This is a genomic window from Streptomyces sp. TM32, from assembly GCF_004122755.1.
GTDB classification, from domain to species: domain Bacteria; phylum Actinomycetota; class Actinomycetes; order Streptomycetales; family Streptomycetaceae; genus Streptomyces; species Streptomyces sioyaensis.
Genome location: NZ_SDIG01000174.1, coordinates 1 through 12,609, shown reverse-complemented (window position 1 = coordinate 12,609; position 12,609 = coordinate 1). Strand labels below are relative to the sequence as shown.

The window sequence follows — 12,609 nt, the reverse complement described above, 5'->3', positions numbered from 1 at the left end:
CCTCCAGCCGCGCCCATACGGCGACGTGGAGCTGTGCCGCGCACCGTCCGCCGCCTCTCCCTCGACACCGTCCCGTACGTCCGGGACCACTGCGTCTACCTCCAGCCCGACGACTGGCCCGAGCCCGCCGACCGCTTCCCCGTCGTCCCGATGACCACCCTGCTCGAACTGGCCGCGGAGGAGGCCCGACAGGTGTCCCCGGGGCAGGACGTCACCGGCTACTCCGACGTACGGGCCCTGCGCTGGCTGCCCGTCGCTCCGCCCGTCGACCTGACCGTCACCGCCACCCCCGTCGGGGACGGCCGGATACGGGTCGGCCTCGGCGACTACGCCTCCGTCACCGTGCACCTCGCGGCGCTCCACCCGGCGCCACCGCCCCCCGACCTCTCGCCCCTTACCTCCGGCGGGCCGGCGCCGGTGAGCGCCTCGGCGCTCTACCGGGACCGGTGGATGTTCCACGGCCCGGCGTTCGCCGGCGTCCACGAGGTCGGCACGCTCGCCGCCGACGGCATCCGCGGCACCCTGCGCGCCCTGCCCGCGCCCGGCGCCCTCTTGGACGCCGCGGGCCAACTCCTCGGCCACTGGATGCAGCTGAAGCTCTCCGGCGACCGGCTGGTCTTCCCCGCGACCCTGGACCGGGTACGGCTCTACGGGCCCCCGCCCCGCGAGGGTGCGCTACTGGCGGCCACCGCCCGGATCCGTGCGGTACGGCCCGGCACGGTGCGCGGCGACGTGGAGCTGTGCCGCGCCGACGGCGCCGTATGGGCGCGGCTGGAGGGGTGGACGTACCGGCGCTTCGGTGCCGACGAGCGGGTGTGGCCGATGAAGTTCACCCCGGAGGTGTGCGGCATCGGTGAACCCCGGCCGGGCGGCTGGTGTCTGGCCCGTCGCCGCTGGTCGGACCCGGCCTCGCAGGAACTGGTCATGCGCCGCTATCTGGGCGCGGCCGAACGCGCCCGCTACGAACGGTGCGCCCCGCACTCCCGCACGGCATGGCTGCTGGGCCGGATCGCGGCCAAGGACGCGGTCCGTGAACTGTTGTGGGACGAGGGTGCCGGGCCGGTCTTCCCGGCCGAGGTCGCCGTCGTCAACGACGGCCACGGGCGCCCCCGCCCCGACGGCCCGCTCGCCCGCGGCATCCATGTCTCGCTGGCCCACAAGGACCGGTTGGCCGTCGCCCTCGCCCACCGGTCGGGCCCCGTCGGGATCGACATCGAGACCGTCACCGACGATCCGGGCGCCCTCGAACGGATCGCCCTCACCCCGGCCGAACGCCGCCTGGCGGACGGCCTCCACGCCCGCGCCGCCGCCGGCGGCAGCAGCGACCGCGCCCACTGGCTCACCGCGCTGTGGTGCGCGAAGGAGGCCGCGGCGAAGGCGGCCGGCAGCGGCCTCGGCGGCCGGCCGCAGGAGTGGGCCGTGTCCCCCGCACCGGGCGGGGCCCTGTGGGTGGCCGCCCCGGACGGCGGCCGCCACCTCGTCCACCTCGACTCCGTCCACGACCCGTCCGCACACCACGTCGTCGCCTGGACCGGGCCGCCGCCCGGGGACCGTACGGGCACCGACACCCCCACACTCCCGGAGGCCATCCATGGCAGCTGAGCCCCGCACCGAGCGCACCCGGACGATCGTGGACGAGATCACCGACATGCTGGTGAGCGTCCTCGGCGACGAACTCCTCGTCGTCGGGGAGATCGGCCCGGCCACCACCTTCAACGACGATCTCGCCCTGGAGAGCATCGAGTTCGTCGCCCTGGCCGAGCTGCTCCAGGAGCGCTACGGCCCGTCGGTGGACTTCCTCGGCTTCCTCGCCGAGAAGGACATCGACCAGATCCTGGCCATGTCGGTCGGTGAACTCGCCGTGCACGTCGACCGGGTCACCACCGCCGGCCGGGCCTGCGCGAGCTGAGCGCGCCATGGCCCACACCTCCGCAGGCGGGCTGCGCCTGCACACCCAGCGGCTGCCGGGCCGCGGCGACGGCCCCACCGTGGTCTTCCTCCACGGGCTGGTGATGGACAACCTGTCGAGCTTCTACTGCACCCTCGCCGGGCCCGTCTCCCGCGCCGGCCACCCAGTACTCCTCTACGATCAGCGCGGACACGGCCGCAGCGAGCGGCCTCCCGCCGGCTACGACCGGGACACCGCGGTGGCCGACCTCACCGCCCTGCTCGCGGCCCTCGGGCTCGACCGCCGCCCGGTCCATCTGGTCGGCAACAGCTACGGCGGTGTCCTGGCCCTGCACACCGCGCTCCGCCGGCCCGACCTGGTCGCCTCACTGGTGCTGATCGACGCCCAGCTGACCGGCGACTGGGTCGAGGACATGACCGACACCCTCTCCGTCGCGGCCCTCGGCCTCGAACACAGCGGGCTGCCCGCCCAGCTCGCCGCGCTCGGGCGGCGCAAGGAGGCCCGGCTGGCGGCCGGCGCCGACGCCCTGCTCAACCACACCAGCCTGATCGAGGACATCGCTTCGGCGCCCCCCTTCACCGCCCGCGACTTCGCCGGGCTGCGCTGCCCGGTCCTCGCGGTCTACGGCGCGCACTCCGAACTCCTGCCCGGCGCACGGGAGCTGGCGCGTAGCGCCGCGGACTGCGAGCTGTGTGTGCTGCCCGGCGTGGGGCACACCGTGCTCAACGAGGCCACCGACGGGCTGTGCTCCGCGGTGCTGACCCGGCTCGGCGCCCGTGCCGGGGCGGTGGCCGGATGAGAGTGCTCTTCGTGGTGCCGCCGCTGGCCGGGCACGTCAACCCGACCGTCGCCGTCGCCGCCGAACTCACCGCCCGCGGCCACCAGGTCGCCTGGGCCGGCCCCGCCACCGCCCTGGAGGCGCTGCTCCCCGCGGGTGCGCTGCTGTACGCGGCGGGGGACCGGAGCGCGGCCGAGGGGCATGACGTCCTGCACGCACGCTGGCGCGATCTGCGGGGTGTGGCGGCGCTGCGGTTCCTGTGGGCGGACGTCCTCATCCCGCTCGCCCGCGCGATGCTCCCCGGGGTGCACAGCGCCGTCGCCGCCTTCCGGCCCGATGTGCTGGTGGCCGACCAACAGGCCCTCGCCGGGGCCCTGGTGGCGCGCCGGCACGGGCTGCCCTGGGTGACCTCGGCGACCACCTCGGCGGAGTTCACCCGGCCGTTCGCCGGGGTCCCGAAGGTGGGGGAGTGGGTGGCGCAGAGCATCGCGGCGCTGCTCGCCGACTGCGGCGCACCCGCCGGCTGGGACCCGCGCTTCTCCCCGCACCTCGTCCTGGTCTTCTCCACCCCCGCACTCATCGGCCCCGGCGGGCCGGACCCGGTCGGGCCGGCCGCCGGCCCTGGCGTACCGGGCCCGGGCGGATATCCGCCCCACTACGCCTTCGTGGGGCCCGCCTTCGGGGCCCGTCCGCGGGCCGGCGACTTCCCCTGGCACCGGCTGGACCCCGCCCGGCCCCGGGTCCTGGTCTCCCTGGGCACCCTCAACCGCGAGGCGGGCGCCCGCTTCTACCCCGCGGTCCTGCGCGCCGCGGACGCCCTCGCCGACCGGGCCCAGGTGATCCTCGCCGCCCCCGGCGACCTCGTCGGGACCCTCCCGCGCCACGTGGTGCACCAGGAGTACGTCCCCCAGCTGAGGCTGCTGCCGCACCTGGACGCGGTGCTGTGCCACGGCGGCCACAACACCGTGTGCGAGGCGCTCGCCCACGGGCTGCCGCTGGTCGTGGCGCCGGTCCGCGACGACCAGCCGATCGTCGCCCGCCAGGTGACCGAGGCCGGCGCGGGGGTACGGGTGCGCTTCGGGCGGGCCCGCGCGGACGAACTGCACCGGGCGCTGACCGCCGTCCTGGACGACCCCGCCCACCGCCGCGCGGCCCGCCGCATCCAGGCGTCCTTCGCCGAGGCGGGCGGCGCCACCGCCGCGGCCGACCGCCTGGAGAAACTGCCGCACGGGCCGCGCCTGCACCGGCCCGTCCCGGGCGCCGCCTCGACCGTGAACGAGAAGGGACCGTGAGCCAGATGACGCGAGCGAACCGTTCGGGACGACGCACGCGATGGGTGGCGGCCGCCGCCGTCACGGCCCTGGGCGCGGGCACCGTACGCGCCCGCCGCCGGCTCGCCGCGCTGCCGGTGCTCGACCCGGCACCGCACGACCCCGCGCCGCTGCTGGGCTGGCAGTTGATCACCGCGCCCGGTGTCACGGCCGACGAGACCACCCTGCGCTCCGCGGTCGCCCACGCCGTACGTGAAGGACTCCAGGTCCTGGATCTCGTCCCGGCACAGCTGGACGCCGAGCACACCCTCGGCCTGCTCCGGCTGCTGGACCCCGCGGCCCACCGCACCGACCGCTGCGCTCCGGGCCACGGCGCGGGCCATGCGCTGCTGGTGGCAGAAGAGGTCCTCGAACGGGCCGGGCTCGACGACGCGGAGCCGCCGCGCTCACCGGCCGACCTGCTCCGCCTCGTGCGCACCCTCAAGGAGTACGCCCCCGATGCCACCGGCTGGGCCCTGGCACCCGGCGTGACGGCGCCGCCCCACGACGCACGGTGGCACGCCGAGGAGCTGCGCGCCCGCGGCCTGCCGCCGGGCCTGCTGTCCACCGCCCAGCTCGCCGGGCTCGCCCTGCTGGTGAAGTGCTGTGTCTCGGCACCGCGTTGGGGCCTGCCCGCGGCCGCCCTGTACTGCCTGCAGCCCGCCGCCGTGCTGGCCCCGGCCCGCGGCCCGGACCCCGCCGGCCTGGCCCGCGCCACCGCACTGCGTCCGCTGCGCTCCCTGACCACCGCGCTGCGGACCCTGCGGATGCCCCCCGCCGATCCGCCCGAACCGGCCGGCACCGCGGCGCGCCGGGCCGCCTACCTCAGCGAACTCGCCGCCGGCACCGAGCGGTTCCTCGAACCCCGCCGCACCGACTGCCCCTGGTGCGCGGCGCCCGACCTCACCGTGCGGGTCCGGATGCCCGACCTGCTCCAGGGCAAGCCCGGCCGCTTCACCCTGGAGGAGTGCCGCCGCTGCGGCCACATCTTCCAGAACCCCCGCCTCACCCCGGACGGACTGGACTTCTACTACCGCGACTTCTACGAGGGCCTCGGCGGCGAGGGCGCCGCCCTGGTCCTGGGCCGGATGAGCGGTACCTACCGCGACCGTGCCGCACTGCTGCGGCCCTTCACCACCCCCCGGGCCTGGCTCGACGTCGGCACCGCCGCGGGGCACTTCTGCAACGCGGCGCGCACCGTATGGCCCGACACCCGGTTCGACGGCCTGGACATGGGCGAGGGAGTCCACGAGGCCGCCCGCCGGGGCTGGATCACCACCGGCTACCAGGGCCAGTTCCCCGACCTGGCCGACCGGCTCGCCGGCCGCTACGACACGGTGAGCATGCACCACTACCTCGAACACACCAGGGACCCCTTCGCCGAACTCGACGCGGCCGCCAAGGTCCTGGCCCCCGGCGGCCATCTGCTGATCGAGCTCCCCGACCCCGAATCCCGGGCCGGCCGGCTGCTCGGCCCCTACTGGCTGCCCTGGTTCCAGCCCCAGCACCAGCACCTGATGCCGGTCGGCAACCTCAAACAGGCCCTGGCCGCCCGGGGCTTCACCCTTCTCGCCGAGCAGCACGGTGCGGCGCACCAGGGCAACGGCGACTTCCTCGCGGCCGTCGCCCTCCTCGCGAACCGGCTCGCCCCCGACCCGGGCGCCCCCTGGACCCCCCTCCTCGACACCCCGGGCCGCCGCGCCGCCCGACGTGCCGTCCAGGCCATGGCGGTTCCCTGCTACGCCGCCGCCTTCGCCCTGGACGCACTGGGTACCGTGGTGGCCCGGGCCACCGACGGCGGCAACGCCTACCGGCTGCTGGCCCGCAAAGCGCTGGGGTGAGCGCGGTGGACCTGGCCCGGCGCGCGACGGCGGACCCGCTGCTGCGGCTGCTCGCGCACGGCTTCGCGACCACGTACCGGCGGCCACCCGGCGCGGTGTGGCGCGCCCCGTACGCCTTCCGGCTCGCCGCCTCCGCCGTCGAGCCCGGCACGCCGCTCACCGCGGCGACCCCGCGGACCGACTGGGTGGCGGCGGCCAACTGGTATGTCGCCGCGGCCGTCTCCCCGCGCGCCGACGGCCTGCTCCGCTGCGGCTCGCTCAACCACCCGGCCGAGTCCGCCGAGCTCCCCCTGACCGGCCCGGCCGCCCGCGCCCCCGGCTGGGCGGCCCGCCCCTACGCCGTGCTGCGGGCGCTCGCCGCCGCCGGCTTCGGCCGGGGCGGCGCCGATCTGCACGTGAACGCCACCCTGCCCGATGCCGTGGGGCTGCCCGTCGCCGAACCGCTGGAGTGCGCGGTCGCGCTGGCCCTCGCGGACGCCCACGTCGCACGGGGTGCCCGCCCGCTGCCCCGCGCGCAGCTGGCCGAACTCCTCGGCGCCGCCGTACCCGGCGACCACGGGCTGCGCCGCGCGGTGCTCTTCGGCCGGACCGGTCAGCTCCTGGCGGCCGACGGCAGCGCCCGACGGCCGCTGCGCTCCCCGGACGGCGGCCCCGCTCCCTGCCTGCTGCTCCTGACGGCCCGTACCGCCACCGGCAGCGGTACGGAGGACACCGGCGCCGCGGCCGTGGCCACCGGCCTGGCCACCGCGGTCCGCGAAGCCCTCCGCGCCGGCGCCCGGTCCGCCTGCTGGCCGGGCACCCGCCCGGGGCGCAGCGTCCTGCTGCTGATGCCCCCGGACCGGCGCGCGGCCGTCCGCACCGCCGTCATCGGTGCCTTCCGCCGCTGCGGCCTTCCCGTACCGCGCCTGCTGCGGATCGCCGTCGCGGCCGCCGCCCGCCGCGAGGACTGACACCCCCCACACCTGCCGGCCTCCCCCTCAGAGGAATGAGAGCTGATGAGACGAACAGTGAACCTCAGACGCCGGGCGATCGCGGCGGCGCTCGGTGCGCTCGGCCTGATCGCCGTCGCCACCACGGCGGATGCCCAGGGCGGCCGGGCCGCGCTGCCGTCCTACGACCACGTCGTGGTGGTCGTCTTCGAGAACAAGCAGTACGGCGAGATCATCGGCAGCCGCGACGCGCCCTACCTCAACGAACTCGCCCAGGGCGGTGCCGACCTCACCGGAATGAAGGCGCTGACCCACCCCAGCCAGCCGAACTACTTCAACCTCTTCTCCGGCGCCACCCAGGGCCTCACCGGCGACGGCTGCTACACCGCCCAGTCGATGACCGCCCCCAACCTCGCCCAGGAGCTGATCGCGGCCGGCAAGACCTTCGCCAGCTACAACGAGGGCCTGCCCGCCCAGGGCTCCACGACCTGCTCCGACGGCCGGTATCGGCAAAAGCACAACCCCTGGTTCGCCTTCCGGAACGTGCCGCTGGACACCGGTCGGACCTTCGCGCAGTTCCCCCGGGGCGACTTCGGCACGCTGCCGACCCTGTCGTTCGTCATCCCGGACATGTGCAACGACATGCACGACTGCGCCGTCGGCAGCGGTGACACCTGGCTGAAGAACAACCTCGCCGACTACGCCCGGTGGGCCGAGGACCACAACAGCCTGCTGATGGTGACCTGGGACGAGGACAACCTCCTCGGCTCCAACCGGATCGCGACCATCTTCCACGGCGCCCACGTCAAACGGGGCAGCGTCAGTGGCGACTACAACCACTACAACCTGCTGCGGACCTTCGAGGACATGTACGGCACCGGGCACGCGGGCAACGCGGCCACCGCCGCCCCCGTCACCGGGGTCTTCGACACCGGCGGCACCGAACCACCCGGCGGCGGCCTCGAACTCGCCACCCCCGGCCCGCAGACCTGCCGCTTCGCCCAGGAGTGCAGCATCAAGCTCACCGCCACCGGCGGCACGAACCCGCTCACCTTCCGCGTCGCCGGTCTGCCGTTCGGCCTGTCCGCCGACGCGAGCGGCCGGATCGGCGGCAGACCCTGGCAGACCGGCACCTTCCCGGTCACGGCGACCGTCACCGACGCCGCCGGCGCCACCGCCGCCGCCTCCTTCCCGCTCACCGTCAACTGGTTCTGACCGACGGCACGAGGCGACCCACCCGCACCCACCGGCGCAAAAAGGCCCGGGCCCGCCACCGTGCGGTGGCGGGCCCGAGCCGGGTGCGCTCAGCGGCGCCGCACCAGCGGGAACGGCAGCGTCTCGCGGATCGACAGACCGGTGAGGAACATGACCAGCCGGTCCACGCCGATGCCCAGACCACCGGTCGGCGGCATCGCGTACTCCAGCGCCTGGAGGAAGTCCTCGTCCAGCTCCATGGCCTCCGGGTCACCGCCGGCCGCCAGCAGCGACTGGGCGGTGAGCCGCCGGCGCTGTTCGACCGGGTCGGTCAACTCCGAGTAGGCGGTGCCCAGTTCGGTGCCGAACGCGACCAGGTCCCAGCGCTCGGCGAGCCGCGGGTCCCGCCGGTGCTGACGGGTCAGCGGGGACACATCGGTCGGGAAGTCCTTGTAGAAGGTGGGAAGGGTGGTCTTCTCCTCGACCAGGCGCTCGTACATCTCCAGCACGATGTCGCCCCGGCCGTTCTCCGGCTTGACCGGCACGCCCGACTTCGCGCACAGACGGCGCAGCACCTCCGGGTTCGTGTCGGCGTCGACCTCCTCGCCCAGCGCCTCCGAGATCGCGCCGTAGACGGTCTTGACCGGCCAGATCCCCGAGATGTCGTGCTCGACCAGCCGGCCGTGCTCGTCCGCCTTACGGGCGGTGGCGCTGCCGAACGCGGCGACGGCGGCGCCCTGGATCAGCTCCCGGGTCAGATCGAGCATCACGTCGTAGTCGGCGAACGCCTGGTAGGCCTCCAGCATCGTGAACTCGGGGTTGTGCTTGTAGGAGATGCCCTCGTTGCGGAAGGTCCGCCCCATCTCGAAGACCTTCTCCATGCCGCCCACGCACAGCCGCTTGAGATACAGCTCCGGCGCGATCCGCAGATACAGATCGAGGTCGTAGGCGTTGATGTGGGTCTGGAACGGGCGGGCGTTGGCGCCACCGTGGATCTGCTGCAGCATCGGCGTCTCGACCTCCAGGTAGCCCCGGTCGATCAGCCCCTGGCGCAGCGCCTGCACGGCGGTGCTGCGGGCCCGCAGATTGTCCCGCGCGTCCGTCGAGACGACCAGGTCCACATACCGCTGGCGGACCTTGGCCTCCGGGTCGGACAGTCCGCGCCGCTTGTCCGGCAGCGGCCGCAGGCACTTGGCGGTCAGCCGCCACGTGGTGACGAACACCGTCAGCTCACCGCGGTCGCTGGCGCCGATCTCGCCCTCCACCTCGACATGGTCACCGAGGTCGATGTCCGAGCCGAAGCTGTCCAGCAGTGCGGCACCGCTGCCGTCGCGGGTCAGCGCGATCTGCAGATCGCCCGACCAGTCCCGCAGCACCGCGAAGAGCACCCCGCCGTGGTCGCGGGTGAGCAGCACCCGGCCGGCAAGGGTGACGGACTTGCCGGTCCGCGCCCCGGCCTTGAGGTCGGGGAACTCGCCGCGGACCTCACCCAGGGTGTGCGTCCGCTGCACGCCCACCGGATACGGGTCGGTGCCGGCCTCCCGCAGCCGCTCCAGCTTCCGGTGGCGCACCCGTACCTGCTCGGGCAGCGCGGCGAGCTCCTGCTCGTGCCGTTCCTCCTCGGTGGCCGGGCCCGTCTGGACCAGACCGAGTTCGTCCAGCGACGGCAGGCCCGCGGTGCTCGCCGGGGCCAGCAGCCGCTTCTTGTGGCCCTTGCCCCACAGCGTGCCCAGGCTCGGCACGGCGACGAAGCCCTCGGCGATACCGGAGGCCAGACCGATCCGGGCCAGCGCGCCGGCGTCCGCGTAGCACAGGAACCGCGGGTACCACTCCGGGTTGTACTTCGCGTTGGAGCGGTACAGCGCCTCCAGCTGCCACCACTTGGAGAAGAACAGCAGCAGCCGGCGCCAGAACTTCAGCACCGGCCCGGCACCGATCCGGGCGCCCTCCTCGAAGGCGGACCGGAACACCGCGAAGTTCAGCGAGATCCGGCGCACGCCCATCGCCCCGGCCTGCGCGCACAGCCGGGCCACCATGAACTCCATGACGCCGTTGGGCGCGGTGCGGTCACGGCGCATGACGTCCAGCGAGATGCCGTCCTTGCCCCACGGCACGAAGGACAGCAGCGCGATCATGTTGCCGTCGCCGTCGTACGCCTCGGCCAGCAGACAGTCCCCGTCCTCCGGGTCGCCCAGCCGGTCCAGCGCCATCGAGAAGCCGCGCTCGGTCTCGGTGTCCCGCCAGGCGTCCGCCCGGTGGATGACTTCCTGCATCTCCTCGTCGGTCAGCGCGGAGTGGCGCCGCAGGCGGAAGGTCGCGCCGGTCCGCTCGACGCGGTTGACGGCCTGGCGGGTGACCCGCATCTCCCGGCCGTCCAGGTCGAAGTCCTTCACGTGCAAGATGGCCTCGTCGCCGAGTTGCAGCGCACCGAGGCCGCAGCGCGCGAACGCCTTGGCGCCGTTCTCGCTGGCGCCCATGACGGCCGGCTGCCAGCCGTAGCGGCCGGCGACCTCCAGCCAGGCCTCGATGGCCTGGGGCCAGGCCTCGCGGTCACCGACCGGGTCACCGCTGGCCAGACAGACACCGGCCTCGACGCGGTAGGTGACGGCGGCCTTGCCGCTGGGGGAGAAGACCACGGCCTTGTCGCGGCGGCTGGCGAAGTAGCCGAGCGAGTCCTGGCTGCCGTAGCGCTCCAGCAGCGCCCGGATCCGGTCCTCCTCGTCGCCGTGCAACGCGGCTTCCATCCGCTGCGAACGGAACAGCGTGAGCGCGGCGTTCAGCAGCGCCAGCGCACCGAGCAGACCGAGGAGGAAGTTGGTCCAGTGCGGCGGATGCCCCTCGACCAGCCGGCCGCCGACCAGCCCACCGCAGACGCGGTTGGCGGCCCACAACAGCCGGTTGCCGCCGCCGGCCTCCAAGGTGCCCGGCGTCAGCGTCACCAGACCCCAGCCGATCAGCACCGCGACGGCCAGCCCGCCGATCAGCACACCGATGGCCCGCAGGAACGCCCCGCGCCGGGTGATCGCATAGAACTCACGGTGCGAGACGAGCAGCAGCACCAGGACGCCGCCGCACAGCACCAGGGAGAAGGCGAACTCCCAGTAGCCCGTGGCCAGGAACAGTGCGTCCGCCAGGATGACCAGCACCATGTAGGCGACCAGGCACCACAGCGCCACCCGTTTACGGGCGGTCAGCGCCGCCGCCAACAGGAAGAGCAGCACCGCATAGGCGAGGTTCGGCGGCACCGGGAAGGTGAGCGTGTCCAGCCAGTAGATCACCGGATGGAGTCCGCGCCGCAGGGGCCCGATCAGTGCGGTCAGGGCGCAGAAGAGCCCCAGCATGCTGAAGATGATGGCGAAGCCATTGGGGACGCGGCGCCGGAAGCGCCGCCACCCCGTAAGTTGATCCTGGTCCTGCACGGTGCTCATTCCGTCACATTAGGCTCTGAAAAGGGTCAGCTGCTCGGCGCGAGGGCGCTGTTCGTCCGTCGTGGGGATCAGCCGGCATGCCGGTCTCCGATCCCCGTGGTCCTGTCGTCTTTCCCTCGTACGGAGGAGGCGGCGACCTCAGGGGGGTCACCCACCTGGACCTTGCCACAAACCCGCCCCGCCGCCGAGTCGGTGCAACTCCGGCCGATGGTGAAGTTCAGGTCATAGTCGTTGGCGACGTAGGGGACGCCGCCGGGGTCCGCCGGGTTGAGCTCCGCCCGCAGGGTGATGCCGGTGCCCGGCTTCCGGTGCCGCGCGGGCAGCCAGTCCGCCCGGTCCTTGCCGCCGCGGTCCTTGCTCCAGACCCATGATCCGGTCGCGCCGCGGCCGGTGAGGGCGCGCAGGCGGCGCTCCACGGCTTCCCGGTGGGTCACCGGGAAGCCGAACGTGACCGTCACGGGCCGGTCTGCGTCGACCGCGCCGCCCGGAGAGCCGGCAGCGAGTGCCAGCTCGCGGAGCCGGTTCGGCTTCGCGGTGGTCAGCGATTCCTTGGTCGCACCGACATCGCCCTGTGGATTCCTGGTCCGGGCGAGGACGGAGTACTTGGTGTCCGGCGCGGTCTTGGTCCGGGCCGTCCACTCCGTCCCGCCGCCTCCGAGTCCGCCGGGCAGCTTGTGGCCTCTGGGGTCGGTGACCGTTACCTCGGTCAGCACCCCGCCCTGAGCGGTCACCTTGATCCTGTCCCCGGCCTGTACGGTCCGCTCCCCGCTCGCCGCCCCCAGCGCGACCTTCACCGGCTCGCCCTGGGGCGCCGACGACGCGGGGCCCCCGCACGCGGTGAGCGCGCCCACGGCAATCACCGGCAGCACGCACGGAAGCACCCGCAGTGACCGGGAGCGCCGGCGGCGGAGGGGGAGAGTCTGGCTCATACGGGCTTTCCGTCTGCGAGGAGGGGGGGAGGGGCAGGATCGGCCGCTAAGACGAACGAGCGACATGATTCGTTGCAGGGAGTTATGTGATACGCGCCACATGTGGCTGGCAGGGTGTACTGGGTGGCGCGAACGCGCCCCCGCCGCCGGGTATTTGGGGCGCTTTGTGCTATTTGTCCCTCTTGAGGCGCGTGGCGGTGGGTGACGCGGGGGTGGTCACCCACCTGGACCTTGCCACAAACCCGCCCCGCCGCCGAGTCGGTGCAACTCCGGCCGATGGTGAAGTTCAGG

9 protein-coding genes are annotated in these 12,609 nt (G+C 74.0%); 7 read left to right on the top strand and 2 right to left on the bottom strand.

Translation table 11 applies throughout. From position 1 onward, the window contains the following. The 7 genes from EST92_RS27065 to EST92_RS27035 form a co-directional block, all read left to right on the top strand. A partial coding sequence (locus EST92_RS27065) for a 4'-phosphopantetheinyl transferase superfamily protein (protein WP_129283383.1) occupies positions 1-1,602 on the top strand: 1,602 nt, incomplete at its 5' end. Beyond that, the gene (locus EST92_RS27060; protein ID WP_129283382.1) at positions 1,592-1,909 is read left to right on the top strand and encodes a phosphopantetheine-binding protein; all 318 of its coding nucleotides are present in this window, start codon (positions 1,592-1,594) and stop codon (positions 1,907-1,909) included. The genes EST92_RS27065 and EST92_RS27060, both read left to right, overlap by 11 nt. A 7-nt stretch (positions 1,910-1,916) precedes the next feature. Further along, on the top strand, positions 1,917-2,708 hold the full coding sequence (locus EST92_RS27055) for an alpha/beta fold hydrolase (protein ID WP_129283381.1): 792 nt from the start codon (positions 1,917-1,919) through the stop codon (positions 2,706-2,708). Further along, entirely contained in the window at positions 2,705-3,979 is a 1,275-nt protein-coding gene (locus tag EST92_RS27050) for a nucleotide disphospho-sugar-binding domain-containing protein (RefSeq protein WP_254069042.1), read from the top strand. The genes EST92_RS27055 and EST92_RS27050 overlap by 4 nt, the downstream gene beginning before the upstream one ends. 5 nt (positions 3,980-3,984) lie before the next feature. Continuing rightward, a complete protein-coding gene (locus EST92_RS27045; RefSeq protein WP_254069041.1) occupies positions 3,985-5,838 on the top strand; it encodes a class I SAM-dependent methyltransferase in 1,854 nt (617 codons plus the stop codon). Continuing rightward, complete coding sequence (locus EST92_RS27040; RefSeq protein ID WP_254069040.1) at positions 5,835-6,788, top strand: galactokinase; 954 nt, start codon at positions 5,835-5,837, stop codon at positions 6,786-6,788. The genes EST92_RS27045 and EST92_RS27040 overlap by 4 nt, the downstream gene beginning before the upstream one ends. Before the next feature lie 45 nt (positions 6,789-6,833). Next, on the top strand, positions 6,834-7,982 hold the full coding sequence (locus tag EST92_RS27035; RefSeq protein WP_129283380.1) for an alkaline phosphatase family protein: 1,149 nt from the start codon (positions 6,834-6,836) through the stop codon (positions 7,980-7,982). An 89-nt stretch (positions 7,983-8,071) separates the two neighbouring features. On the opposite strand, the gene lysX is transcribed toward EST92_RS27035, so the two are convergent. Together lysX and EST92_RS27025 are read right to left on the bottom strand one after the other, a co-directional pair. Next, positions 8,072-11,389 carry a bifunctional lysylphosphatidylglycerol synthetase/lysine--tRNA ligase LysX gene (lysX, locus tag EST92_RS27030; protein WP_129283379.1) on the bottom strand — a complete coding sequence of 1,106 codons (3,318 nt, stop codon included), beginning with the start codon at positions 11,387-11,389 and terminating at the stop codon, positions 8,072-8,074. Positions 11,390-11,457: 68 nt separating this feature from the next. Then, positions 11,458-12,318 (bottom strand): Ig-like domain-containing protein, encoded by an 861-nt coding sequence (locus EST92_RS27025; protein WP_129283378.1) that lies wholly within the window; start codon positions 12,316-12,318, stop codon positions 11,458-11,460. Between the last annotated feature and the right edge of the window lie 291 nt (positions 12,319-12,609).

What these genes read in the sequence shown, in the direction of transcription:
- EST92_RS27060 (WP_129283382.1), top strand. Translation starts at nt 1,592, where the DNA reads ATGGCAGCTGAGCCCCGCACCGAGCGCACCCGGACGATCGTGGACGAG.
- EST92_RS27055 (WP_129283381.1), top strand. Translation starts at nt 1,917, where the DNA reads ATGGCCCACACCTCCGCAGGCGGGCTGCGCCTGCACACCCAGCGGCTG.
- EST92_RS27050 (WP_254069042.1), top strand. Translation starts at nt 2,705, where the DNA reads ATGAGAGTGCTCTTCGTGGTGCCGCCGCTGGCCGGGCACGTCAACCCG.
- EST92_RS27045 (WP_254069041.1), top strand. Translation starts at nt 3,985, where the DNA reads ATGACGCGAGCGAACCGTTCGGGACGACGCACGCGATGGGTGGCGGCC.
- EST92_RS27035 (WP_129283380.1), top strand. Translation starts at nt 6,834, where the DNA reads ATGAGACGAACAGTGAACCTCAGACGCCGGGCGATCGCGGCGGCGCTC.
- lysX (WP_129283379.1), bottom strand. Translation starts at nt 11,389, where the DNA reads ATGAGCACCGTGCAGGACCAGGATCAACTTACGGGGTGGCGGCGCTTC.
- EST92_RS27025 (WP_129283378.1), bottom strand. Translation starts at nt 12,318, where the DNA reads ATGAGCCAGACTCTCCCCCTCCGCCGCCGGCGCTCCCGGTCACTGCGG.